Origin of the sequence: Streptococcus sp. 4094, from assembly GCF_013277125.1 — a bacterium.
Taxonomy (GTDB): Bacteria; Bacillota; Bacilli; order Lactobacillales; family Streptococcaceae; genus Streptococcus.
Window position 1 is genome coordinate 18,956 of the sequence record NZ_VMMI01000014.1, and the last position, 25,278, is coordinate 44,233.

Consider the following 25,278-nt stretch of genomic DNA (forward strand, 5'->3'; position numbering starts at 1 on the left):
TATGTTTCGATTAACCAATAAGTTAGCGGTATCGAACTTGATTAAAAACCGCAAACTCTACTATCCCTTTGCGCTGGCTGTTCTCTTGGCAGTCACCGTCACCTATCTCTTTTACTCTCTAACTTTCAATCCTAAGATTGCGGAAATCCGTGGAGGATCAAGCATTCAAGCTACTCTAGGATTTGGTATGTTTGTCGTCACACTTGCGTCAGCCATTATCGTCCTCTATGCCAATAGTTTTGTCATGAAGAACCGTTCCAAGGAACTGGGAATTTATGGCATGCTGGGCTTGGAGAAACGCCACCTGATCAGTATGACCTTTAAGGAGTTAGTGGTGTTTGGGATTCTAACTGTTGGAGCAGGTATCGGTATTGGAGCCTTGTTTGACAAGTTGATTTTCGCTTTCTTGCTCAAACTGATGAAATTGAAGGTGGAGCTGGTCGCTACCTTCCAGATGAAAGTTGTCATTACAGTACTTCTTGTCTTCGGTTTGATTTTCCTAGGCCTCATGTTCCTGAATGCCCTTCGAATCGCCCGTATGAATGCCCTCCAGCTTTCTCGTGAAAAAGCTAGTGGTGAGAAAAAAGGTCGTTTCCTACCTCTCCAAACGATTCTTGGTTCGATTAGCTTAGGGATTGGCTATTATCTTGCCCTTACGGTAAAAGATCCTCTTACAGCCTTAACAACCTTCTTCATAGCTGTTTTACTGGTTATTTTTGGTACTTATCTTTTGTTCAATGCAGGGATTACCGTTTTCCTCCAAATCTTAAAGAAAAATAAGAAATACTATTACCAACCTAATAACCTCATCTCTGTTTCCAACTTGATTTTTCGTATGAAGAAAAATGCAGTTGGACTAGCAACCATCGCTATCTTGTCAACAATGGTTTTGGTAACCATGTCAGCAGCGACAAGCATTTTCAATTCCGCAGAAAGCTTTAAAAAAGTTCTAAATCCTCATGATTTTGGAGTTTCAGGGCAAAATGTTGAAAAAGAAGACTTGGACAAACTCTTGAGCCAGTTTGCAAGTGACAAAGGTTATAAGATTAAAGAAAAAGAAGTGTTTCGTTACACTTACTTCGGTGTTGCGAACCAAGAAGGAAATAAGTTAACCCTTTTTGAAAAAGGACAAAATCGTGTCCAACCCACAACAGTTTTCATGGTATTTGACCAAAAAGATTATGAAAATATGACTGGTCAAAAACTGTCTCTATCAGGAAATGAGGTCGGACTCTTTGCAAAGAATGAGGGAGTTAAAGAACAGAAAACTCTAACTCTGAATGATCATCAATTTTCTGTCAAAGAAGAATTTACTAAAGATTTTATTGTCAACCATGTCCCAAATCAGTTTAATATTTTGACTGCTGATTACAATTACCTTGTTGTACCTGATTTACAAGCCTTTTTGGATCAATTCCCAGATTCGGCTATCTATAATCAGTTTTACGGTGGCATGAATGTAAATGCCAGCGAAGAAGAACAACTCAAGGTCGCTGACGAGTATGATAAATACCTCGATCAGTTTAATGCTCAATTAAATACGGAAGGTAGCTATGTGTATGGTAGTAATTTATCAGATGCTAGTGCTCAGATGAGTGCCCTCTTTGGAGGTGTCTTCTTTATCGGTATTTTCCTATCCATTATCTTTATGGTCGGAACCGTTCTGGTCATCTACTACAAACAAATTTCTGAAGGCTATGAAGACCGTGAGCGCTTTATTATCTTGCAGAAAGTTGGTTTAGATCAAAAGCAAATCAAGCAAACCATCAACAAACAGGTTTTAACTGTTTTCTTCCTTCCTTTACTCTTTGCCTTCCTACATCTAGCCTTTGCCTACCATATGCTTAGTCTGATTTTAAAAGTGATTGGTGTACTGGATACGACTATGATGTTGATTGTGACCTTGTCTATCTGTGCTATCTTCCTCATCGCCTATGTGCTGATTTTCATGATTACTTCAAGAAGCTATCGCAAGATTGTCCAAATGTAAAAAAAAGATACCTCGACTTCAAAATCGAGGTATTTCTTGTATTTTATACTCAATGAAAATCAAAAAGCAAACTAGAAAGCTAGCCGCAGGTTGCTCNNTAAGACTGACGAAGTCAGTGACCATATCTACGGCAAGGCAACGCTGACGTGGTTTGAAGAGATTTTCGAAGAGTATTAAATGCTGAAAAGTTGTCCGAGCAGGAAGGTAACGCCCATGGTCAAGAGACCAATAGCTAGGTTCCGAATCATAGCTGTTCTAGTCGGAGCCTTTCCAAGTTTGGCACTAGTGTAACCAGTGAGAAGAAGAGCCACACCGACGATAAGGACAGTAACAGGGATGCGGTATTCACTTGGGAAAATAGTTACTGACAGCATTGGTGGTAAGCTACCAAGGAAAAAAGAAATAAAGCTAGAGATAGCAGCATGCCAAGGATTGGTAAATTCTTCATACTCAATACCGTATTTTTCCTCTACCAAAGCCTTGAGCGGATTATTTAAAAAGGCTTTGTTGGTCAAGAGTTGAGCAGAGGTTTCACATTCTCCATTTTGGATATAGGCAGCATAGAGGGACTTTTTGGCTAGTTCCATATCTTGGTCTAGCAAGAGCTGCTCACGCGCAACGGCTGCTTCCTCGGTATCTTTTTGAGTTGAAACGGACACATATTCTCCACCAGCCATTGAAAAGGCACCTGCCAAAATAGCTGCAAATCCTGATAAAAAGATAATCCAGATATTGCTCGTAGCACTAGCAACCCCAATAACCACACCAGCAATGGAAATAATCCCATCGTTAGCACCAAGAACACCCGCACGCAGAATATTTAAACGACCTGCAAAATTTGAATCGATTTCGTGATTTGTTTCTGACATACTATTCTCCTTTTTATCCAGTATAAAGGAAACATATAGGGAAATCAATCTTTTAAAAGTATCTGAAAAAAGTTGCACGATTTTAATGATATAAAAATGTCGACATCTTCTCTGATAGATCAAACACCGAAGGTAAAGAGTGTAGAATAGCATAAAAAATTTTAAATTAAATACGATAATCATTTTGTTCACTTTATAATCGATTACAAGAAAATAATTAGTGTGAAATCAAATAAAATCCAAATATTTTACGAACTTTTTTATATTTTTTTCGTAAAACGCTTTACAAGTTCTTAAAAACATGATATAGTAATAAAGCTTAGAAAATGAGATGATGTTTTCTAGCAAATATAAACCCGAGTAAAAAATGCCTACGGACAGGCAGGGTTGAATGCCGAAGCGTGGTTGAAAAACCACATTATTGATAGGGTTAAAAGCCTACTTTTATAAGTTGATGTTAGGACGTTTGTCCTAATTCATAAATTTTTAGTGTGGTGAAAGCACACGTCATCTTGTGAAACGATCAATAAAGTACGTAATATTTGCTACTAGAGAGTTAGGAAACATCGGGAACAGACATACTCAACAGAAACAAACATAAAAACGTCAGAAGATTGCAGAGCAGGTGAAATCCTGCTCTTTTTTCATGAGTCAACCTTTAGTCGCCTTCGTCTTCTTGAAGCGCTAAAAATACGGTAAAGGAGTATGTCTTGAAAGAGTTAGATCAGAACCAAGCCCCTATTTATGAGGCCTTGGTGAAGTTACGCAAGAAAAGGATTGTTCCCTTTGATGTTCCAGGTCACAAGCGTGGACGGGGAAATCCAGAACTTGTCGAACTGTTAGGTGAAAAATGTGTTGGCATTGATGTCAATTCGATGAAACCCTTGGATAATCTTGGTCACCCCATTTCGATTATTCGGGATGCAGAGGAGCTGGCAGCTGATGCTTTTGGAGCAGCCCATGCCTTTCTCATGATTGGTGGAACAACTTCATCGGTGCAGACTATGATTCTGTCAACCTGCAAGGCAGGAGATAAGATTATTCTGCCACGAAATGTCCACAAATCTGCTATCAATGCGCTGGTTCTATGTGGTGCCATTCCCATCTATATCGAGATGAGTGTGGATCCTAAGATTGGTATCGCTTTAGGTCTTGAAAATGACCGAGTAGCCCAGGCCATAAAGAACCATCCAGATGCCAAGGCCATTTTGATTAACAATCCTACTTACTACGGCATCTGTTCAGACCTAAGGGGATTGACAGAAATGGCCCATGAAGCTGGTATGATGGTTTTGGTAGATGAGGCCCACGGAGCGCATTTGCATTTTACAGATAAACTTCCAATTTCTGCTATGGATGCAGGAGCTGATATGGCAGCAGTTTCCATGCATAAGTCTGGTGGGAGTTTGACCCAAAGTTCGCTTCTTTTAATCGGGAATCAGATGAATCCCGAATACGTACGTCAGATTATCAACCTGACCCAGTCAACATCCGCCTCTTATTTGTTGATGGCTAGTTTGGATATTTCGCGTCGCAACTTGGTCTTTCGTGGTAAAGAGTCGTTTGAGAAGGTCATTGAGCTATCCGAGTATGCTCGCCGTGAAATCAATGCTATCGGTGGCTACTATGCCTACTCAAAAGAGTTAATAGATGGTGTCTCGGTATGTGATTTTGATGTAACCAAGTTGTCAGTTTACACTCAGGGTATTGGCTTAACAGGTATAGAGGTTTATGACCTCCTACGAGACGAATACGACATTCAGATCGAGTTTGGAGATATTGGTAATATCTTGGCCTATATTTCGATTGGTGACCGTATCCAAGACATCGAGCGTTTGGTCGGTGCTTTGGCTGATATAAAGAGACTATACTCACGAGATGGGAAGGACTTGATAGCTGGAGAATATATCCAGCCTGAGTTGGTGTTATCTCCTCAGGAAGCCTTCTATTCAGAGAGAAGAAGTTTGACCTTGGACGAATCTGTCGATCAAGTCTGTGGAGAATTTGTCATGTGTTATCCTCCAGGGATTCCTATCTTGGCTCCTGGAGAACGCATTACACGAGAAATTGTAGACTATATTCAATTTGCCAAAGAACGTGGTTGCTCCCTCCAAGGGACGGAAGATCCCGAGGTCAATCACATCAACGTCATTAAGAGAAAGGAGAACTAGATGGATTTATGGTTTTCTGAAGTTCATACTCCAGATGTGAAATTATCCCTGAGAACTGCCAAACAACTCTACGCTGGAAAAAGTGAATGGCAGGATATCGAAGTCTTGGATACGCCAGCTTTTGGGAAAATACTGATTTTAAATGGGCACGTCTTGTTTTCAGATGCGGATGATTTTGTCTACAATGAAATGACCGTCCACGTTCCCATGGCTGTCCACCCAAATCCCAAGAAAGTCTTGGTTATTGGGGGTGGTGACGGTGGTGTTGCTCAAGTTTTGACACTGTATCCTGAACTGGAGCAAATCGATATTGTGGAACCAGATGAGATGTTGGTTGAGGTCTGTCGTGAGTATTTCCCAGACTTTGCTGCGGGGCTAGATGATCCTCGTGTTACCATTTACTATCAAAACGGGCTACGCTTTTTGCGAAACTGTGAAGATGACTACGATATTATCATCAACGATGCGACAGATCCATTTGGACATACGGAAGGGCTCTTTACCAAGGAATTTTACGGTAACAGTTATCGGGCTCTTAAAGAAGACGGTATCATGATCTATCAGCATGGGAGTCCCTTCTTTGACGAGGATGAGTCAGCTTGCCGAAGCATGCACCGCAAGGTCAATCAAGCCTTTCCAATCAGCCGAGTCTATCAGGCCCATATTCCAACTAGCCCAGCTGGCTATTGGTTGTTTGGATTTGCATCGAAAAAATACCACCCTGTCAAAGATTTTGACAAGGAAGGCTGGAAAGAACGCCAGCTTTTCACAGAATACTACACTGCAAACTTACACGTGGGAGCCTTTATGTTGCCCAAGTATGTTGAAGACATTTTAGAAGAAGAGGAAGGAAAAAAATGAGTCGTTTACTAGTTATTGGATGTGGGGGCGTTGCCCAAGTTGCTATTTCAAAGATTTGTCAAGATAGCGAAACGTTTAAAGAAATTATGATTGCTAGCCGTACTAAGTCAAAATGTGATGACTTGAAGGCTAAACTGGAGGGCAAAACAAGTACAAAGATTGAGACAGCTGCTCTTGATGCTGACAAGGTAGAAGAAGTGATTGCCCTGATTGAAAGCTACAAACCAGAAGCTGTTTTGAACGTAGCTTTACCATATCAAGATTTAACCATTATGGACGCTTGTTTGGCAACAGGTGTCCACTATATCGACACAGCCAACTACGAGGCAGAGGATACAGAAGATCCTGAGTGGCGTGCCATCTATGAGAAACGTTGCAAGGAACTTGGTTTTACAGCCTACTTTGACTACTCATGGCAGTGGGCTTATCAGGAGAAATTCAAAGAAGCAGGTTTGACTGCTCTGCTTGGATCTGGCTTTGACCCAGGTGTGACTAGTGTCTTTTCTGCCTATGCTCTCAAACATTATTTTGATGAAATCCACTATATCGACATTTTAGACTGTAATGGTGGTGACCACGGTTATCCATTTGCGACCAACTTCAACCCAGAAATCAATCTACGCGAGGTTTCTGCGCCAGGTTCTTACTGGGAAGATGGAAAATGGGTCGAAGTCGAAGCCATGTCTATCAAGCGTGAGTATGATTTTCCACAGGTTGGACAAAAAGATATGTATCTCCTTCACCACGAAGAAATTGAATCATTGGCCAAAAACATTCCAGGTGTCAAACGTATTCGTTTCTTTATGACTTTTGGTCAATCTTATCTAACACATATGAAATGCTTGGAAAATGTAGGGCTCCTTCGTACGGATACCATTAACTTTAACGGCCAAGAAATCGTTCCAATCCAATTCTTAAAAGCCTTGCTTCCAGATCCAGCCAGCCTTGGACCACGTACTGTAGGTAAAACCAATATTGGATGTATCTTTACAGGTGTAAAAGATGGCGTTGAAAAGACCATCTACATTTACAATGTTTGCGACCATCAGGAATGTTACGCAGAAGTTGGTTCACAAGCCATTTCTTACACGACAGGCGTTCCAGCCATGATTGGGACAAAATTGGTTATGAACGGTACTTGGAAACAAGCTGGAGTGTATAACCTTGAGGAGTTAGATCCAGATCCATTCATGGAAGCTTTGAATGAGTATGGTTTGCCATGGGTTGTGGTTGAAAATCCACAAATGGTGGACTAATGAAGTTAGAACAAGTACCAACACCAGCTTACGTCATTGACTTGACAAAGTTAGAAGCAAACTGCCGCATTCTACAATATGTACAAGAAGAAGCTGGTTGCAAGGTTTTGCTTGCCCAGAAGGCATATTCCCTCTACAAAACCTATCCCCTAATTAGCCAATATCTCTCTGGTACAACGGCTAGTGGACTCTATGAGGCCAAATTGGCAAGGGAAGAATTTCCTGGTGAAGTCCATGTATTTGCGCCTGCTTTCAAGGATGCAGACTTGGAGGAATTGCTTGAGATAACAGACCATATCGTTTTTAATTCTGAGAGACAGTTGCGTAAGCATGGTTCGCGTTGTCGTGAGGCTGGTATCAGTGTTGGTTTACGTCTCAATCCTCAATGTTCAACACAGGGTGACCATGCGCTCTATGACCCTTGTGCACCTGGTTCTCGTTTTGGCGTAACTTCAGACAAGATACCGAGTGATTTGCTGGATTTGGTGGATGGTCTTCATTTTCACACCCTTTGTGAGCAGGGAGCAGATGATTTACAGACAACTTTGAAAGCAGTAGAAGCGCAGTTTGGTTCTTATTTACATGAAGTAAAATGGCTCAACATGGGTGGTGGTCATCACATCACAAGAGAAGACTATGATGTGAATTTGCTGATTTCTGAAATCAAACGTATTCGAGAAACTTACAATCTTGAAGTTTATATCGAGCCGGGTGAAGCCATTGCGCTCAATGCAGGTTATCTAGCAACTGAAGTATTGGATATTGTAGAAAACGGTATGGAAATCTTGATTTTAGACGCCTCTGCGACCTGCCATATGCCTGACGTACTTGAGATGCCCTATCGTCCACCTTTGAGAAATGGTTTTGAGGCACAGGATAAAGCCCATACCTATAGACTTTCTTCCAATACTTGTCTGACGGGTGATGTAATTGGTGATTATAGCTTTGAAAATCCAGTCCAAATTGGAGACAGACTTTATTTCGAAGACATGGCCATTTATTCTTTTGTCAAAAATAATACCTTTAATGGTATTGGATTGCCAAGTCTCTATCTCATGGACGAACAGGGAGACTGTAGCTTAGTCAAAGCATTTGGCTATCAAGATTTTAAAGGGAGATTATCATGATGGAAAGTCCAAAAAAATTAGGCTATCGTATGCCAGCAGAGTACGAATCACATCATGGTACCCTCATGATATGGCCTACTCGACCAGGTTCATGGCCCTTTCAAGGAAAGGCTGCTAAAGCAGCTTTTAGTCAGATTATTAAGACCATAGCAGAAGGGGAAAGAGTCTATCTTTTGGTGGAGCAAGACTACTTAGCTGAAGCCCAAGACTATCTTGGAGATAGCGTTGTTTATTTAGACATTCCCACCAATGATGCTTGGGCTCGAGATACTGGACCAATCATTCTTCTCAATGACAAAAGAGAAAAGATGGCCGTTGATTGGTCTTTCAATGCTTGGGGTGGTGCTGTTGATGGTCTTTATCAAGATTATGAAGATGATGACCAAGTGGCCAGTCGTTTTGCTGAGTCCTTGGAAATGCCTGTTTATGATGCCAAACCTTTTGTCCTAGAAGGCGGAGCGATACATAGCGATGGTCAAGGAACCATTATCGTAACTGAAAGTTGCCTTCTCAGTCTTGGTCGCAATCCTCATCTGACTAAAGAGGAAATCGAGAGTACCTTATTAGAGTACCTTGGAGCTGAAAAAGTCATTTGGCTTCCTTATGGTATTTATCAGGACGAAACCAATGAACACGTTGACAATGTTTCTGCCTTTGTTGGTCCTGCAGAGCTTGTCTTGGCTTGGACGGACGACGAAAGTGATCCTCAATATGCCATGTCAAAAGCAGATCTCGAACTCTTAGAGCAAGAAACAGATGCAAAAGGTCGTCCCTTCACCATTCATAAACTTCCAATTCCAGCTCTTCATCAAATTGTAACCAAAGAGGATTTGCCAGGCTACATCTATGAAGAAGGAGAAGAAGAACGCTACGCAGGTGAACGACTAGCAGCTTCCTACGTAAACTTTTATATCGCCAACAAGGCTGTCTTGGTTCCACAGTTTGAGGATGTAAACGACCAAGTGGCCCTAGATATTCTCAGCAAGTGTTTCCCAGACCGTAAAGTTGTCGGAATACCAGCCAGAGATATTCTTTTAGGTGGTGGCAATATCCACTGTATCACCCAACAAATCCCAGAATAGGAGAAAAAGATGAGAAATGTAAAAGTTGCAGCCATTCAAATGCAATGCGCTAAGGATGTGGCAACAAATATCCAAACCGCAGAGCGTTTAGTACATCAGGCTGCAGAACAAGGCGCACAAATTATTCTTTTACCCGAGTTGTTTGAACGTCCCTATTTCTGTCAGGAACGCCAGTATGACTACTACCAGCATGCCCAGTCGGTGACAGACAATACAGCTATTCAACATTTTAAAACCATTGCCAAGGAGCTAAAGGTCGTTTTACCAATCAGTTTCTATGAAAAAGATGGCAATATCTTGTATAACTCTATTGCCGTTATTGATGCTGATGGGGAAGTGCTAGGCGTTTATCGGAAGACCCATATACCAGATGATCATTATTATCAAGAAAAGTTTTATTTCACACCCGGTAACACAGGTTTCAAGGTCTGGGATACTCGCTATGCCAAGATTGGTATCGGTATCTGTTGGGATCAATGGTTCCCTGAAACAGCGCGCTGTCTTGCATTGAATGGTGCTGAATTGCTCTTTTATCCAACAGCCATCGGTTCAGAGCCGATTTTGGATACAGATAGTTGTGGCCATTGGCAACGTACCATGCAAGGACACGCAGCAGCAAATATTGTTCCAGTTATTGCAGCCAATCGCTATGGCTTGGAAGAGGTCACGCCTAGTGAGGAAAATGGCGGACAGAGTTCCAGTCTTGACTTCTACGGTTCCTCCTTTATGACGGATGAAACAGGAGCTATTCTAGAGCAAGCTGAAAGACAAGCTGAAGCTGTTCTGTTAGCAACTTATGACCTAGATAAGGGAGCAAGCGAACGCTTAAACTGGGGACTGTTTCGAGATAGAAGACCAGAAATGTATCAACGTATTACGGACTAGTAGGGGAGAAATGAGAGATTCATTCTGCTAGACTAACTTCTTATTAGCAACTATAAGGATACTAGGTCATCTAGCAAGTGGATTTTATATTTTAACCCTCTAAGGCTTTCTCGCGCTTTTATGCGAGGAGCTTTTCTGTTTAAGCTTTATCAATAAAACATGCTATAATAGTTGCAGAAAGGTTGGTATTTATGGCTAGGATATTGGTTATTGAAGACAATAGTGACATTCAAGAGATTTTACGAACACTTCTTACTGAGGAGCATGAGGTGATTCAAGCCTTTTCTGGTACAGAAGGAATCATGCGTTTTGACCAAGGTGAGATTGACCTCGTTTTGCTAGATATCATGCTTCCTGGGAAAAATGGGGATCAGGTTTTAAAAGCCATCAGGGAACAAAGTCAAACTCCAGTCATTATGCTAACAGCTTTGAGCGATAAGAAGTTAATCAGTCAATACCTCTTAGAGGGGGCCAATGATTACATAGTGAAACCCTTTGATTTGGACGAAGTCTTTGCCAGAATTACTGTTCAGTTACGTCAAAGCGTAGAAAAACAGTCTATGGAAATAGGAAAAACTGAACATCTGCCACAAAACTTGAAAAATATCCAGTTTGATGCAGAAAGTTTTGAAATCAAAAATAGTCAGGAAACCATTCGCCTTGCCAAGAAAGAATGCTTGATTCTCCAAACTCTCCTCAAACACCCTAAGAAAATATTTACCAAGGAAGAACTTTATGAACTGGTCTGGGAGGATAGCTATCTACCTGGAGATAATACCCTCAATACGCATTTGAGTAATCTTCGTAAAAAATTAAACCAGCTTGACCCAAATCAAGAATATATTGAAACCATTTGGGGTGTTGGGATAAGATTAAAAGGAGACAAGCAATGACCTACATGATGATCTTTGTTCTACTGATACTCCTAACTATTTTATCGATTGTATTAATTCGCTACCATCTAGCACTTAAAAACTTGAGTCAACAGATTGAGGACAAGATTCTCACAGGTAGTATGAAAAGAGTCGGAGTCAGCATTTTTTCCAAACATTTTTTACAACTCTACCAGCAAATTGAAAATCTATTTCTGGAAGTAGAACAGTCTCGGTTGGTTATGAAAAGGGAAAAGCAGACTCTGGATATGGCCATCAGCAATATTGCCCATGATATTCGGACACCTTTGACTATCGCGTCAGGCTACACGCAACAATTGATAAAAACTCCTGAAGACAAATCAGAAACCTTACAAAAAATAGCCCAACATCTTGATTTAGTTTCCAAACGTTTGGAGGCTCTCCTAGAATATCGTCGTTTGATGGAAGGGGCTGTCAAACCGAAACTGGAAGAAGTGGATCTTTCAGCTTTTATCACCAAGAAGACTCTGGCTTATTATGATGTTTTTCAGGCGGCAAATATCACGCTTGATTTTAAGGTTGAAGCTGGTCTGAAAATAAGGACTGATGAAGACTTGCTGGATCGAATTTTACAAAATCTGCTTGGAAATGTCCTAAAACATGGCAAGGAAGAAGCGCGTCTATCTTTGAGAAAGGAAAAGGGACAGCTTGTCTTAGAGATTGCAAACCTTGTCAAACAGCCCATCAAAAAAATAGAAAATCTCAGCAACCGTTTTTATTCTGAAAATCTATCAGACACCGAAGAATCCTCTGGTTTAGGACTTTATATTACTGAGGAATTATGTCATCTTCTCGGTGCAGATATGAAACTAAGCACAGATGGGCAATGGTTGTCGGTTTTCATTTACTTTTAACGAAAGAAACCTCCTCTGTAGGCTAGAGGAGGTCATTTTTTATAGACTTTTCTTTTTGAAAACTGTCAATCCACCTATATTAAAGATTACAATAACAGCTAAGCTAACTATAAGCGTGTAGAGAATTGACTCACTATTAGCAGTCATAGCATAGGAAAATTGCAAGGACAAATAGGGTAAAAATTTGATATTTGGAAAAATGATCATTGGCATAGAAAGTAAGGTAGAGCTGACCAAGTAACCAATAAATACTGCAAGATAAGAATGACTAACATAGAGGATGAAGGAAACAATAGAAAGCCAAGCAAGGAGGCAAAGGAATTGAAGGGAAATGGTTATCAGTAGATTTCCAATAAAGCCATCAGGCATAGTCCCAAATCCATTTAAGATAGTTGCTGGAATAAAGGCAATCACGAGACCGATGATGAGTTGAGAAAGTCCAATGCAAGCCAATACAAAGGCTTTGGCAAGGAAAAACTCGGTACGAGAAACACCCACTGTTAAATTATTTTTATAGAGTTTACCGATTAAATCAACTCCAAGCACGAGGCAGGCTAGGACGATGCAGAGAAAAACGAGGTTTGAACCTTGACTAGATGCGTTGATCAGGGCTTGTATACCATTCCAACCTTGGATTGGTATATCTGGTTCTTCTGTCTGGATTGCCATTAGTTGACCCGTAGCCCCAAAAACAGCCCCCATTAACATGAGTAAAAAGAGAATGAACTCTGTAATCCAGAATCCTTTGGAACGGAAAAGACGGTAAAAGTCTGCTTGAATGGTATGTATCATGATTTTTCTCCTATTGGACCAATTGAGTGAAGTATTCTTCTAGGTTTTGACGGGCATAGTAAATCTCGTCAATGGCAACATCTGCCAAGGTTAATTCTTTGAGAATCTGTTTGACATCTTGTTCCTGACCAAAGATGTGGATTTCGTTTTCAGGATTAACAACCTTGAACTGGAGCTGGATTTGTTCTTTCAATACTTGACAAGCTTTCTCTTTATCAGCTGTCTTAAGAACAATGTAATCCTCACTTAGTGTTTCAAATTCAGCTTTGCTGATTTCACGGATAACCTTGCCTTGATCTAAAATACCAAAGCGATTAGCTAGGAGATAGAGTTCTGACAAGATATGGCTAGAGATGAGAATGGTGATCCCTTTTTCTTGATTGAGCCGTTGAATCATGAGTCGAAATTCTTTGATACCGATTGGGTCGAGACCGTTGATAGGTTCATCTAAAATCAGGAAGTCTGGTTTAGATAGAAGGGCAATGGCGATACCAAGTCTTTGTTTCATTCCAAGAGAGAAATCACGAAAGAATTTTTTACCTGTATCTGCCAAACCTACATAGTCCAGCGTTTCTCGAATGACTTGATCAGCATTTGGAATATGGCGAATCATACAGTAATATTTCAGATTTTGGTAGGCTGTTAAGTGATTATGGGCCACAGGTGATTCGATCACTGAACCTACTCGAGATAGAGCCTTGCTCCACTCATTTTCCGTTTGGCTAGAGAAGAGGGAAACAGTCCCTTTATCCGCAAACAGTAGTTGCGTAATAATTTTGATTAAGGTGGTTTTCCCAGCTCCGTTCTTCCCGATAAGTCCATAAATATCTCCCTCTCTTATCGTTAGATGAAGATCCTGAAGGATAGCTTGTTTGTCAAAGTTTTTGGACAATCCATGAATATCAAGTACTGTTTTCATGATTCTCTCCTTTTGATTTATTTTGATAACTTTAGTATAAAGCATAGAAATCAAAGAAAGCTCAAGCATTTCTAAAGAGTTTCTAAAGTTTTAGGAATTCTTAAATATCAAAACCCAGTTGACACGAACTGGGCTTCTTAATTATAGAATATATTTCTCAATGGCACGCGCAACGCCGTCTTCTTCGTTGCTTGCTGTAACGGAATCCGCAAGAGATTTGACATAATCGCTGGCATTTCCCATAGCAATGCCAAGCCCTGCAAACTGGAGCATTTCGATATCGTTATTGGCATCGCCCATAGCCATGATTTCTGAGGAATCAAGCTTCAAAATCTCTGCTAGTCGAGAAAGAGCAGTAGCCTTTGTCGTACCAAGTGGCATGGCTTCATAAATGACAGGCTGTGAACGAACTCCACTAAATCGTTGACAGAGTTCCCCAGCAAAACGCTTCTCAAAATCGTCCGTTTGGCTCTCTGTCCCCAAAAACATCCCTTGGAACATACGGTACTTGCCACTAGTCGCTTCCTCAAGAGAAATTTCAGTCAGGTCTGAAAAGACCAGCTTGGCATCATTTTCAATGACTTGATTAGGTTTGCCACCGAGGACGAAATAATGTTCCTCATCAAAAAGAGTCAACTGAACATCACTTTTTTCAGCTAGGTCATAGAGGTACTCGATGTCTGCTGGACTAAGTTCTTGCCAGTCAACTAGCTCCCAATCACTGGTCTGGTGAGTTGAACAACCGTTGTTAACAATGACATATTCATTCTGGAGGTCTAGCCCCAGTTTTTTGTAGTAGGGGAGAACACCGAAAAGCGGGCGACCTGTACAAAGTACCAGTTTGACACCTTTTTCAATAGCTTGGTGAATGGCAGTGATGTGAGCTTGTGGGATTTCCTTGGCTTCATTTAGGAGGGTTCCATCCATATCCAAGGCTAGTAGTTTAATCATAAGTCTTCCTTCTTTATCTTTTGGTATTATTATAGCATATTTGGGAGAAGAAATTGATAGAAAGCTTGGGGCTAATTGATTTTACAGTTTAGGATGTTTTGATGACAATTCATGATTTGAAGAGGATATTTGGCCAAGATATGCTATACTAAAATTGTCAATGTTGCAACTAGACAAATTAAAAAACCAACTTAATATAATATTTTTTTTTGTAAGTAGGTATGAGTATCAGATTACTCAACTAATCTAAACAATAACGGAGGAAATATATCATGATTTTAATGACAAAAAATATAAATCTAACAAATGAAGAATTAGAGATGATCCAAGGTGGAGCAGATCCCTATGGTAAAGAACCTAATGGTTATTATGCTTGGCAAATGGAACCAGTATTAACTATGCCGGTTCATGGATTTTGTCCCAGAGGAACCTATGATTTAGGATATATTGGAGGAGGTAACCATCTTTGCAAAGGAAGTGCCGCGAGATTTTAAGTAAAATTTAGTAGGAATATGAAGAAACAAGGGGAGAAAACAGAGGATTTAATATGAAAAAACGGATTATTCAGATTTTACTAGCATTATCCTTAATTTTTTACAAATCAACTTGGTTTTGGGGAATTTTCAATCACCTCGCAAAGCCCTATCTACCAGCAAGTCGTGAGTTTTTTCAGATTCTACTTTTGCTGGAAAGTGGTGTTCTTTTGTCAGCAGTCATCTATCTACTAGTTTTTGCAGGAAAGAAAACTTTTCATTTCAAGTGGCAGCTGAGGTATTTTATCTACCTTTTACTGGGTTACATCACTTTGTATATGTCGGACTTCTTCTTGTCTTATTTCATACCCTCGTCTTCAAATCAAATCTCTTTGAATGAAACGATAGAAATGATGGGGAGACAGGAATTACCCTATTTCTTGCTCATGGCTTGCTTCATCGGCCCTATTGCTGAGGAATTGATTTATCGCGGTGTGCTTATGACAACCTTTTTCAAAAACTCGCCTTGGTACGGAGATGTCTTGCTTTCTGCTATTATTTTCGGTTATATTCATATCAATTTTGCTTTAACTCCTCTTGCTTTTTTCATTTATGCTAGTGGAGGTCTCATTTTAGCTCTACTGTATCGCATGACAAAAAATCTCTACTATCCAATACTAGTTCATATTTTCATCAATATCACTGCCTTCTGGAATGTGTGGTTACTCCTATTTTCAGGAAGTTAGCTTACCAAAATAATGTCGGAACTTTCCGGCATTTTCTTTTTTTCACAAATAGTCATCGTTTTTCTTTCCGATACTGAAGTGGTGTGTATCCAGTTATTTTTTGAATTGATTTTGAAAATAAGGTTGGCTTGAGAAAGGCAGATAGTGAAGATAGTTAAGAAGAATAGGATGTTCTTTTTTCCTTTTTGGAAAACTTCTAAAATATGGTATAATGAAAAGATAAAGAAGTTGGAGGTAGAAGATGAACATTCAACAATTACGCTATGTTGTGGCTATTGCGAATAGCGGTACTTTCCGTGAAGCTGCTGAAAAGATGTATGTTAGTCAGCCGAGTTTGTCTATTTCTGTGCGCGATTTGGAAAAAGAATTGGGCTTTAAGATTTTCCGTCGGACCAGCTCAGGGACTTTCTTGACCCGTCGTGGGATGGAATTTTATGAAAAAGCGCAAGAATTGGTTAAAGGATTTGATATTTTTCAAAATCAGTATGCCAATCCTGAGGAAGAAAAGGATGAATTTTCCATTGCTAGCCAGCACTATGACTTCTTGCCACCAACCATTACGGCTTTCTCAGAGCGCTATCCTGACTATAAGAACTTCCGTATTTTTGAATCAACTACTGTTCAAATTTTAGACGAAGTGGCGCAAGGGCACAGTGAGATTGGGATTATCTACCTCAACAATCAAAATAAAAAGGGTATTATGCAACGGGTTGAAAAGCTAGGCCTTGAAGTCATTGAATTGATTCCCTTCCATACTCACATTTATCTCCGTGAGGGGCATCCTTTAGCCCAGAAAGAGGAATTGGTCATGGAGGATTTAGCGGATCTACCGACAGTTCGTTTCACTCAAGAGAAAGATGAGTACCTTTATTATTCAGAGAACTTTGTTGATACTAGTGCGAGCTCGCAGATGTTCAATGTGACAGACCGTGCTACCTTGAATGGTATTTTGGAGCGGACGGACGCTTATGCGACAGGTTCTGGATTTTTGGATAGTGACAGTGTGAATGGCATTACAGTTATTCGTCTCAAGGATAATCTAGATAATCGCATGGTCTATGTTAAACGTGAAGAGGTGGAGCTTAGTCAAGCTGGGACTCTCTTTGTAGAAGTTATGCAAGAATATTTTAATCAGAAGAGGAAATCATGAAAAAAAGAGGAATAGTGGCAGTCGTTGTACTGCTTTTGATTGGGCTGGATCAGTTGGTTAAATCCTATATCGTCCAACAGATTCCACTGGGTGAAGTTCGTTCTTGGATTCCCAATTTCGTTAGCTTGACCTACCTGCAAAATCGAGGGGCAGCCTTTTCTATCTTACAAGATCAGCAGTTGTTATTCGCTGTCATTACTCTGGTTGTCGTGGTAGGTGCCATTTGGTATCTACATAAACACATGGAGGACTCATTCTGGATGGTCTTGGGTTTGACCTTGATTATTGCAGGTGGTCTTGGGAACTTTATTGACAGGATAAGTCAGGGCTTTGTTGTGGATATGTTTCACTTGGACTTTATCAATTTTGCAATTTTCAATGTGGCAGATAGCTATCTGACGGTTGGAGTGATTATTTTATTGATTGCAATGCTAAAAGAGGAAATAAATGGAAATTAAAATTGAAACTGGTGGCCTGCGTTTAGATAAGGCTTTGTCAGATTTGACAGAATTATCACGCAGTCTCGCGAATGAACAAATCAAATCAGGACAGGTCTTGGTTAATGGCCAAGTCAAGAAAGCTAAATACACAGTCCAAGAGGGCGATGTTGTAACCTATCATGTGCCAGAACCAGAGGTTTTAGAGTATGTAGCTGAGAATCTTCCGCTAGAAATCATCTACCAAGATGAGGATGTAGCTGTCGTTAATAAGCCTCAGGGGATGGTTGTGCATCCGAGTGCTGGTCATACTAGTGGAACTCTGGTAAATGCCCTTATGTATCATATTAAGGACTTGTCGGGTATCAATGGGGTTCTGCGTCCGGGAATTGTTCACCGTATTGATAAGGATACGTCAGGTCTTCTTATGATTGCTAAAAACGATGAGGCGCATCTAGCACTTGCCCAAGAACTCAAGGATAAAAAGTCTCTCCGCAAATATTGGGCGATTGTTCATGGAAATCTGCCTAATGATCGTGGTGTGATTGAAGCCCCGATTGGCCGTAGTGAAAAAGACCGTAAGAAACAGGCTGTGACGGCTAAAGGGAAGCCTGCAGTGACTCGTTTCCACGTTTTGGAACGCTTTGGCGATTATAGCTTAGTGGAGTTACAACTGGAGACAGGGCGTACCCATCAAATCCGTGTTCACATGGCTTATATTGGCCATCCAGTCGCTGGCGATGAAGTCTATGGTCCTCGTAAGACACTTAAGGGGCATGGACAATTTCTTCATGCCAAGACTCTAGGTTTTACTCATCCGAGAACAGGTGAGACCTTAGAATTTACAGCAGATATCCCAGAGATTTTTAAGGAAACTTTGGAGAGGTTAAGGAAGTAAGAATGAAAAAGAAATTGATTAGTTTAGCACTTGTAGGCGCTTTTTTAGGTTTGTCATGGTATGGGAATGTTCAAGCTCAAGAAAGTTCAGGAAATAAAATCCACTTTATCAATGTTCAAGAAGGTGGCAGTGATGCGATTATTCTTGAAAGCAATGGACATTTTGCCATGGTGGATACAGGAGAAGATTATGATTTCCCAGATGGAAGTGATTCTCGTTATCCATGGAGAGAAGGAATTGAAACGTCTTATAAGCATGTTCTAACAGACCGTGTCTTTCGTCGTTTGAAGGAATTGGGTGTTCAAAAACTTGATTTTATTTTGGTGACCCATACCCACAGTGATCATATTGGAAATGTTGATGAATTACTGTCTACCTATCCAGTTGACCGAGTCTATCTTAAAAAATATAGTGATAGTCGTATTACTAATTCTGAACGTCTATGGGATAATCTGTACGGTTATGATAAGGTTTTACAGACTGCTTCAGAAAAAGGTGTTTCAGTTATTCAAAACATCACACAGGAAGATGCTCATTTTCAGTTTGGGGACATGGATATTCAACTCTATAACTATGAAAATGAAACTGATTCATCAGGTGAATTAAAGAAAATTTGGGATGACAATTCCAATTCCCTGATTAGTGTAGTGAAAGTCAATGGCAAGAAAATTTACCTTGGGGGCGACTTAGATAATGTGCATGGAGCGGAAGATAAGTATGGACCTCTTATTGGAAAAGTTGATTTGATGAAGTTTAATCATCACCATGATACAAACAAATCAAATACCAAGAATTTCATTAAAAATTTGAGTCCGAGTTTGATTGTTCAAACTTCGGATAGTCTACCTTGGAAAAATGGTGTTGATAGTGAGTATGTTAATTGGCTCAAAGAACGAGGAATTGAGAGGATCAACGCAGCCAGCAAAGACTATGATGCAACAGTTTTTGATATTCGAAAAGACGGTTTAGTAAACATTTCAACTTCCTACAAGCCGATTCCAAGTTTTCAAGCTGGCTGGCATAAGAGTGCGTATGGGAATTGGTGGTATCAAGCACCTGATTCTACAGGAGAGTATACTGTCGGTTGGAATGAAATTGAAGGTGAATGGTATTACTTTAACCAAACGGGTATCTTGTTACAGAATCAATGGAAAAAATGGAACAATCATTGGTTCTATTTGACAGACTCTGGTGCTTCTGCTAAAAATTGGAAGAAAATTGATGGAATCTGGTATTATTTCAACAAAGAAAATCAGATGGAAATTGGTTGGGTAAATACTGGAGGTCAGTCCTATTATTTATCAAACGATGGCTCTATGAAGACAGGTTGGCTTCAATATAAGGGGCAATGGTATTACTTTGCTCAATCAGGAGAAATGAAAACGGGTTGGGTAAAAGATAAAGAAACCTGGTACTATATGGATTCTACTGGTATCATGAAGACAGGCGAGATAGAAGTTGCTGGTCATCATTACTATCTAGAAAATTCAGGAGCTATGAAGCAAGGTTGGCTTAAAAAGGCAAATGATTGGTATTTCTACAAGGAAGATGGTTCACGAGCTGTGGGTTGGATCAAAGACAAGGATAAATGGTACTTCTTGAAAGAAAATGGTCAATTACTTGTGAATGGTAAGACACCAGAAGGCTATACTGTTGATTCAAGTGGTGCCTGGCTAGTGGATGTTCCGGTAGAGAAATCTGCTACAACTAGAACGACAAGTAATTCAGAAATAAAAGAATCGAAAGATGTAGTGAAAAAGGATCTTGAAAATAAAGAAACGAGTCAACACGAAAGTATTACAAGTTCTTCAACTAGGCAAGATTTGACTTCTTCAACCTCAAAAAGCTCTGAGACGAGTACAAATAAATCGGAATCAGAACAGTAGTAAAAAAGAAGGTTTTAGGGCCTTCTTTTTCCTATCAACTCTTTTCTATTTCCTGTTATTCATGTTATAATGGATAAATATGAAGAATCGGAGTGAGACTATGAAATACAAACGGATTGTCTTTAAGGTGGGGACTTCTTCTCTGACGAATGAGGATGGAAGTTTATCACGTAGTAAGGTAAAGGCTATCACCCAGCAGTTGGCTATGCTGCACGAGGCTGGTCATGAGTTGATTTTAGTGTCGTCGGGTGCCATTGCGGCTGGTTTTGGAGCTTTAGGATTTAAAAAGCGTCCGACTAAGATTGCTGATAAACAGGCTTCAGCAGCGGTAGGGCAAGGGCTTTTGTTGGAAGAATACACGACCAATCTTCTCTTGCGCCAAATCGTTTCTGCCCAAATCTTGCTAACCCAGGATGACTTTGTAGATAAGCGTCGTTATAAAAATGCCCATCAGGCTTTGTCGGTTTTACTTAGCCGTGGGGCGATTCCTATTATTAACGAGAATGACAGTGTCGTCATTGATGAGCTCAAGGTCGGGGACAATGACACTCTAAGTGCCCAGGTGGCAGCTATGGTCCAAGCAGATCTTTTGGTCCTCTTGACAGACGTAGATGGTCTCTATACTGGAAATCCTAATTCCGACCCAAGAGCCAAACGCTTGGAGAAAATCGAGACTATCAATCGTGAGATTATTGATATGGCCGGTGGAGCAGGTTCGTCTAATGGTACAGGTGGCATGTTAACTAAAATCAAAGCTGCAACTATCGCGACAGAATCAGGAGTTCCTGTTTATATCTGTTCATCCTTGAAGGCAGATGCCATGATTGAGGCGGCTGAGGAGACCAAGGATGGTTCCTACTTTGTTGCTCAAGAGAAGGGACTGCGTACCCAGAAACAATGGCTGGCCTTCTATGCTCAGAGCCAAGGTTCTATTTGGGTTGATAAAGGGGCTGAGGAAGCTCTCTCTCAACATGGAAAGAGTCTCCTTTTATCTGGTATTGTTGAAGCAGAAGGAGCCTTTTCTTACGGTGATATCGTGACAGTATTTGACAAGGAAAGTGGAAAATCACTTGGAAAAGGGCGTGTGCAATTTGGTGCATCTGCTTTGGAGGATATGTTGCGTTCTCAAAAAGCCAAGGGGGTCTTGATTCACCGTGATGACTGGATTTCCATTACTCCTGAAATCCAACTACTCTTTACAGAATTTTAGAGGTAAACTATGGTAAGTACACAAGAACAATTTGAACAGGTACAGGCTGTAAAAAAATCGATCAATACAGCTAGTGAAGAGGTGAAAAACCAAGCCTTGCTAGCCATGGCTAATCACTTAGTGGCTGCTACAGAGGAAATTTTAGCAGCCAATGCCCTCGATATGGAAGCGGCTAAGGGTAAAATCTCAGATGTGATGCTGGATCGTCTTTATTTGGATGCAAGTCGTATAGAAACGATGGCAAGAGGGATTCGTGAAGTGGTTGCTTTACCAGATCCAATAGGTGAAGTCTTAGAAACCAATCAGCTTGAAAATGGCTTGGTTATCACCAAGAAACGGGTGGCTATGGGGGTTATTGGTATTATCTATGAAAGCCGTCCAAATGTGACGTCTGACGCGGCTGCTCTGGCTCTCAAGAGTGGAAATGCAGTTGTTCTTCGTAGTGGGAAGGATGCCTATCAAACAGCTCATGCTATTGTCACAGCCTTGAAAAAGGGCTTGGAGACGACTACTATTCATCCAGATGTGATTCAACTGGTGGAAGATACTAGCCGAGAAAGCAGCTATGCTATGATGAAGGCAAAGGGCTATCTAGATCTTCTCATTCCTCGTGGGGGAGCTGGTTTGATCAATGCAGTGGTTGAGAATGCTATCGTACCTGTTATCGAGACCGGGACTGGGATTGTCCATATCTATGTGGACAAGGATACAGACGAAGATAAGGCTCTGTCTATCATCAACAATGCCAAAACTAGTCGTCCTTCTGTCTGCAATGCCATGGAGGTTTTACTTGTTCATGAAGACAAGGCAGCAAGCTTCCTTCCTCGCTTGGAGCAAGTTCTAGTTGCAGAGCGTAAAGAAGCTGGGTTGGGACCAATTGAATTTCGACTTGATAGCAAAGCAAGCCAGTTTGTTTCAGGTCACGCAGCTGAAGCACAAGACTTTGACACCGAGTTTTTAGACTATGTATTAGCTGTTAAGGTTGTGAGCAGTTTAGAAGAAGCTGTTGCCCATATTGAGGCTCACAGTACCCATCATTCGGATGCAATTGTAACTGAAAATGCTGAAGCTGCAGCTTACTTTACAGATCAAGTGGACTCTGCAGCTGTCTATGTCAATGCCTCAACTCGTTTCACAGATGGAGGCCAATTTGGTCTTGGATGTGAAATGGGGATTTCAACTCAGAAACTGCACGCGCGTGGTCCAATGGGATTAAAAGAGTTGACTAGCTACAAGTATGTGGTTATGGGTGATGGTCAGATAAGGGAGTAAGAGATGAAAATTGGATTTATCGGTTTGGGGAATATGGGAGCTAGCTTGGCTAAGGCTGTTTTGCAGGCCAAGACGGGCGATGACATTCTTCTTGCCAATCGTAGCCAAGCCAAGGTGGATGCTTTCATTGCAGACTTTGGTGGTCAGGCTTCCAGCAATGAAAAAATATTCGCAGAAGCAGATGTGATTTTTCTAGGAGTTAAGCCTGCTCAGTTTTCTGAACTGCTTTCTCAATATCAGACCATCCTTGAAAAACGAGAAAGTCTTCTTTTGATTTCGATGGCAGCTGGATTAACTTTAGAAAAACTAGCAAGTCTTATACCAAGTCACCACAGAATTATTCGTATGATGCCAAATACCCCTGCTTCTATCGGACAAGGAGTGATTAGTTATGCCTTGTCTTCTAATTGCAGGACTGAGGACAGTGAGCTCTTTTGTCAGCTGTTAACCAAGGCTGGCCTCTTGGTTGAACTGGGAGAAGGCTTAATCGACGCGGCGACAGGTCTTGCAGGCTGTGGGCCGGCCTTTGTCTATCTCTTTATTGAGGCCTTGGCAGATGCAGGTGTTCAGACTGGATTGCCACGAGAAACAGCATTGAAAATGGCGGCTCAAACTGTGGTAGGAGCTGGGCAATTGGTCCTAGAAAGCCAAGAGCATCCTGGAGTATTGAAAGACCAAGTCTGTAGCCCAGGCGGTTCGACTATCGCTGGTGTAGCAAGCCTAGAAGCGCATGCTTTTCGAGGAACAGTCATGGATGCAGTTCATCAAGCCTACAAACGAACACAAGAACTAGGTAAATAAGAGGTGGATTTGTCTGCCTCTTTTATGGTGGTTGATACTCTTCGAAACTCTCTTCAAACTGCGTCAGCTTTCATCTGCAACCTCAAAANNCTAGTTTGCTCTTTGATTTTTATTGAGTATGAAATGAGAAGACAAAAAGATTGTCACAAACCCCTATTTTTTTGATAGAATAGAAGTAGTAAAAAAGAAATGAGTTAGACATGTCAAAAGGATTTTTAGTCTCTCTTGAGGGACCAGAGGGAGCAGGAAAGACCAGTGTTTTAGAGGCTCTGCTCCCAATTTTAGAGGAAAAAGGAGTAGAGGTGCTGACGACCCGTGAGCCAGGCGGAGTCTTGATTGGGGAGAAGATTCGGGAAGTAATTTTGGATCCAAGTCATACTCAAATGGATGCCAAGACAGAACTTCTTCTCTATATTGCCAGTCGCAGACAGCACTTGGTGGAAAAAGTTCTTCCAGCACTTGAAGCTGGTAAGTTGGTCATTATGGATCGTTTCATCGATAGTTCTCTTGCCTATCAGGGATTTGGTCGTGGTTTGGACATTGAAGCCATTGACTGGCTTAACCAGTTTGCGACAGATGGCCTTAAACCTGATTTGACACTCTATTTTGACATCGAGGTGGAAGAAGGGCTGGCTCGTATTGCTGCTAATAGTGACCGCGAGGTCAATCGTTTGGACTTGGAAGGGTTGGACTTGCATAAAAAAGTTCGTCAAGGCTACCATTCTCTTCTGGACAAAGAAGGAAATCGCATTGTCAAGATTGATGCTAGTCTCCCTTTGGAGCAGGTTGTGGAAACTACCAAGGCTGTCTTGTTTGACAGAATGGGCTTGACAAGATGAAACAAGACCACCTAAAGGCTTGGCAACCAGACCAGTTTGACCGCTTTGTTCGTATCCTAGAACAAGATCAGCTCAATCACGCCTATCTCTTTTCAGGTTTCTTTGGAAGCTTGGAAATGGCTCAATTTCTAGCTAAGAGCCTCTTTTGTACAGATAAAGTAGGCGTTTTACCATGTGAAAACTGCCGAAATTGTAAGCTGATTGAACAGGGAGAATTTCCCGATGTCACCTTGATTAAGCCAGTCAATCAGGTCATTAAGACAGAACGCATTCGAGAATTGGTGGGCCAGTTTTCTCAAGCAGGGATTGAAAGCCAGCAGCAGGTCTTTATTATCGAACAAGCTGAGAAAATGCATCCTAACGCAGCCAATTCTCTGCTCAAGGTCATCGAAGAACCCCAGAGTGAGGTTTATATTTTCTTCTTGACTAGCGATGAGGAAAAGATGTTACCTACAATCCGCAGTCGAACCCAGATTTTCCACTTTAAAAAGCAAGAAGAGCAACTCATCTTACTCTTAGAACAAATGGGACTGGTTAAGAAAAAAGCGACTCTCCTAGCTCAGTTTAGTCAATCACGAGCTGAAGCAGAAAAGTTAGCCAATCAGGCAAGTTTTTGGACCTTGGTCGATGAAAGTGAACGCCTGCTGACTTGGTTAGTAGCTAAGAAAAAAGAAAGTTATCTGCAAGTTGCCAAACTAGCTAGCTTGGCAGATGACAAGGAAAAACAAGATCAGGTTTTACGGATTCTTGAAGTCCTCTGTGGGCAGGACCTCCTGCAAGCAAGAGTAAGAGTGATTCTACAAGATTTGCTAGAAGCTAGAAAAATGTGGCAAGCTAATGTCAGCTTTCAAAATGCCATGGAATATCTGGTCTTGAAAGAAATATAAACTCAAAA

At 41.0% G+C, this 25,278-nt stretch carries 24 protein-coding genes and 1 pseudogene; 20 read left to right on the top strand and 5 right to left on the bottom strand.

What is annotated here, in order from left to right; genetic code table 11:
• The first annotated feature begins 1 nt into the window (after position 1).
• Positions 2-1,990: an ABC transporter permease gene (locus HT721_RS04395; RefSeq protein ID WP_000489375.1), complete on the top strand. Its 1,989-nt coding sequence runs from the start codon at positions 2-4 to the stop codon at positions 1,988-1,990.
• Positions 1,991-2,163: 173 nt separating this feature from the next.
• On the opposite strand, the gene HT721_RS04400 is transcribed toward HT721_RS04395, so the two are convergent.
• The gene (locus tag HT721_RS04400) at positions 2,164-2,859 is read right to left on the bottom strand and encodes a VIT family protein (protein ID WP_173212283.1); all 696 of its coding nucleotides are present in this window, start codon (positions 2,857-2,859) and stop codon (positions 2,164-2,166) included.
• A 710-nt stretch (positions 2,860-3,569) separates the two neighbouring features.
• Here HT721_RS04400 and HT721_RS04405 point away from each other — a divergent pair.
• The 8 genes from HT721_RS04405 to HT721_RS04440 all read left to right on the top strand — a co-directional run bounded on the left by HT721_RS04405 (position 3,570) and on the right by HT721_RS04440 (position 12,009).
• Complete coding sequence (locus HT721_RS04405) at positions 3,570-5,030, top strand: aminotransferase class I/II-fold pyridoxal phosphate-dependent enzyme (protein ID WP_173212285.1); 1,461 nt, start codon at positions 3,570-3,572, stop codon at positions 5,028-5,030.
• Positions 5,031-5,891 carry a polyamine aminopropyltransferase gene (gene speE, locus HT721_RS04410; protein WP_000366711.1) on the top strand — a complete coding sequence of 287 codons (861 nt, stop codon included), beginning with the start codon at positions 5,031-5,033 and terminating at the stop codon, positions 5,889-5,891.
• A complete protein-coding gene (locus HT721_RS04415) occupies positions 5,888-7,147 on the top strand; it encodes a saccharopine dehydrogenase family protein (RefSeq protein ID WP_000088751.1) in 1,260 nt (419 codons plus the stop codon). Before speE ends, HT721_RS04415 begins: the two co-directional genes overlap by 4 nt.
• On the top strand, positions 7,147-8,274 hold the full coding sequence (gene nspC, locus HT721_RS04420; RefSeq protein WP_173212287.1) for a carboxynorspermidine decarboxylase: 1,128 nt from the start codon (positions 7,147-7,149) through the stop codon (positions 8,272-8,274). The genes HT721_RS04415 and nspC overlap by 1 nt, the downstream gene beginning before the upstream one ends.
• Positions 8,271-9,356: an agmatine deiminase gene (aguA, locus tag HT721_RS04425; RefSeq protein WP_173212289.1), complete on the top strand. Its 1,086-nt coding sequence runs from the start codon at positions 8,271-8,273 to the stop codon at positions 9,354-9,356. The genes nspC and aguA overlap by 4 nt, the downstream gene beginning before the upstream one ends.
• Positions 9,357-9,365: 9 nt before the next feature.
• Entirely contained in the window at positions 9,366-10,241 is an 876-nt protein-coding gene (gene aguB / locus HT721_RS04430; RefSeq protein ID WP_173212291.1) for an N-carbamoylputrescine amidase, read from the top strand.
• A 191-nt stretch (positions 10,242-10,432) separates the two neighbouring features.
• Entirely contained in the window at positions 10,433-11,134 is a 702-nt protein-coding gene (locus HT721_RS04435; protein ID WP_173229064.1) for a response regulator transcription factor, read from the top strand.
• The gene (locus HT721_RS04440) at positions 11,131-12,009 is read left to right on the top strand and encodes a HAMP domain-containing sensor histidine kinase (RefSeq protein ID WP_173212295.1); all 879 of its coding nucleotides are present in this window, start codon (positions 11,131-11,133) and stop codon (positions 12,007-12,009) included. Before HT721_RS04435 ends, HT721_RS04440 begins: the two co-directional genes overlap by 4 nt.
• Before the next feature lie 39 nt (positions 12,010-12,048).
• Here the strand turns inward: HT721_RS04440 and HT721_RS04445 are convergent, their stop codons facing one another.
• The 3 genes from HT721_RS04445 to HT721_RS04455 form a co-directional block, all read right to left on the bottom strand.
• The gene (locus tag HT721_RS04445) at positions 12,049-12,801 is read right to left on the bottom strand and encodes an ABC transporter permease (RefSeq protein ID WP_173212297.1); all 753 of its coding nucleotides are present in this window, start codon (positions 12,799-12,801) and stop codon (positions 12,049-12,051) included.
• A 10-nt stretch (positions 12,802-12,811) separates the two neighbouring features.
• Entirely contained in the window at positions 12,812-13,720 is a 909-nt protein-coding gene (locus tag HT721_RS04450; protein ID WP_173212299.1) for an ABC transporter ATP-binding protein, read from the bottom strand.
• Between the two features lie 141 nt (positions 13,721-13,861).
• Complete coding sequence (locus HT721_RS04455) at positions 13,862-14,671, bottom strand: Cof-type HAD-IIB family hydrolase (protein ID WP_173212301.1); 810 nt, start codon at positions 14,669-14,671, stop codon at positions 13,862-13,864.
• Between the two features lie 272 nt (positions 14,672-14,943).
• Here HT721_RS04455 and HT721_RS04460 point away from each other — a divergent pair, with 272 nt between their 5' ends.
• Both HT721_RS04460 and HT721_RS04465 read left to right on the top strand, forming a co-directional pair.
• A complete protein-coding gene (locus tag HT721_RS04460; RefSeq protein WP_033683595.1) occupies positions 14,944-15,165 on the top strand; it encodes an SP_0924 family bacteriocin-like peptide in 222 nt (73 codons plus the stop codon).
• Between the two features lie 53 nt (positions 15,166-15,218).
• A complete protein-coding gene (locus tag HT721_RS04465) occupies positions 15,219-15,890 on the top strand; it encodes a CPBP family intramembrane glutamic endopeptidase (protein WP_173229066.1) in 672 nt (223 codons plus the stop codon).
• A 52-nt stretch (positions 15,891-15,942) separates the two neighbouring features.
• On the opposite strand, the pseudogene HT721_RS04470 reads toward HT721_RS04465, so the two are convergent.
• Positions 15,943-16,139, bottom strand: a pseudogene (locus tag HT721_RS04470) (AraC family transcriptional regulator).
• Here HT721_RS04470 and HT721_RS04475 point away from each other — a divergent pair.
• The 9 genes from HT721_RS04475 to HT721_RS04515 all read left to right on the top strand — a co-directional run bounded on the left by HT721_RS04475 (position 16,132) and on the right by HT721_RS04515 (position 25,270).
• Positions 16,132-17,040 carry a LysR family transcriptional regulator gene (locus HT721_RS04475; RefSeq protein ID WP_001025694.1) on the top strand — a complete coding sequence of 303 codons (909 nt, stop codon included), beginning with the start codon at positions 16,132-16,134 and terminating at the stop codon, positions 17,038-17,040. The pseudogene HT721_RS04470 and the gene HT721_RS04475 sit on opposite strands and share 8 nt — an antisense overlap.
• A complete protein-coding gene (gene lspA / locus HT721_RS04480) occupies positions 17,037-17,498 on the top strand; it encodes a signal peptidase II (RefSeq protein WP_101782183.1) in 462 nt (153 codons plus the stop codon). Before HT721_RS04475 ends, lspA begins: the two co-directional genes overlap by 4 nt.
• The gene (locus tag HT721_RS04485) at positions 17,488-18,375 is read left to right on the top strand and encodes an RluA family pseudouridine synthase (RefSeq protein ID WP_173229070.1); all 888 of its coding nucleotides are present in this window, start codon (positions 17,488-17,490) and stop codon (positions 18,373-18,375) included. The genes lspA and HT721_RS04485 overlap by 11 nt, the downstream gene beginning before the upstream one ends.
• 2 nt (positions 18,376-18,377) lie before the next feature.
• On the top strand, positions 18,378-20,261 hold the full coding sequence (gene cbpE / locus HT721_RS04490) for a phosphorylcholine esterase CbpE (RefSeq protein WP_173229072.1): 1,884 nt from the start codon (positions 18,378-18,380) through the stop codon (positions 20,259-20,261).
• Positions 20,262-20,361: 100 nt separating this feature from the next.
• The gene (proB, locus tag HT721_RS04495; protein ID WP_240149960.1) at positions 20,362-21,471 is read left to right on the top strand and encodes a glutamate 5-kinase; all 1,110 of its coding nucleotides are present in this window, start codon (positions 20,362-20,364) and stop codon (positions 21,469-21,471) included.
• A 9-nt stretch (positions 21,472-21,480) separates the two neighbouring features.
• A complete protein-coding gene (locus tag HT721_RS04500; protein ID WP_173229076.1) occupies positions 21,481-22,743 on the top strand; it encodes a glutamate-5-semialdehyde dehydrogenase in 1,263 nt (420 codons plus the stop codon).
• A 3-nt stretch (positions 22,744-22,746) separates the two neighbouring features.
• A complete protein-coding gene (gene proC, locus HT721_RS04505; protein ID WP_173229078.1) occupies positions 22,747-23,544 on the top strand; it encodes a pyrroline-5-carboxylate reductase in 798 nt (265 codons plus the stop codon).
• Between the two features lie 200 nt (positions 23,545-23,744).
• On the top strand, positions 23,745-24,383 hold the full coding sequence (gene tmk / locus HT721_RS04510) for a dTMP kinase (protein ID WP_173229080.1): 639 nt from the start codon (positions 23,745-23,747) through the stop codon (positions 24,381-24,383).
• Entirely contained in the window at positions 24,380-25,270 is an 891-nt protein-coding gene (locus HT721_RS04515) for a DNA polymerase III subunit delta' (RefSeq protein ID WP_173229082.1), read from the top strand. The genes tmk and HT721_RS04515 overlap by 4 nt, the downstream gene beginning before the upstream one ends.
• Positions 25,271-25,278 lie beyond the last annotated feature (8 nt).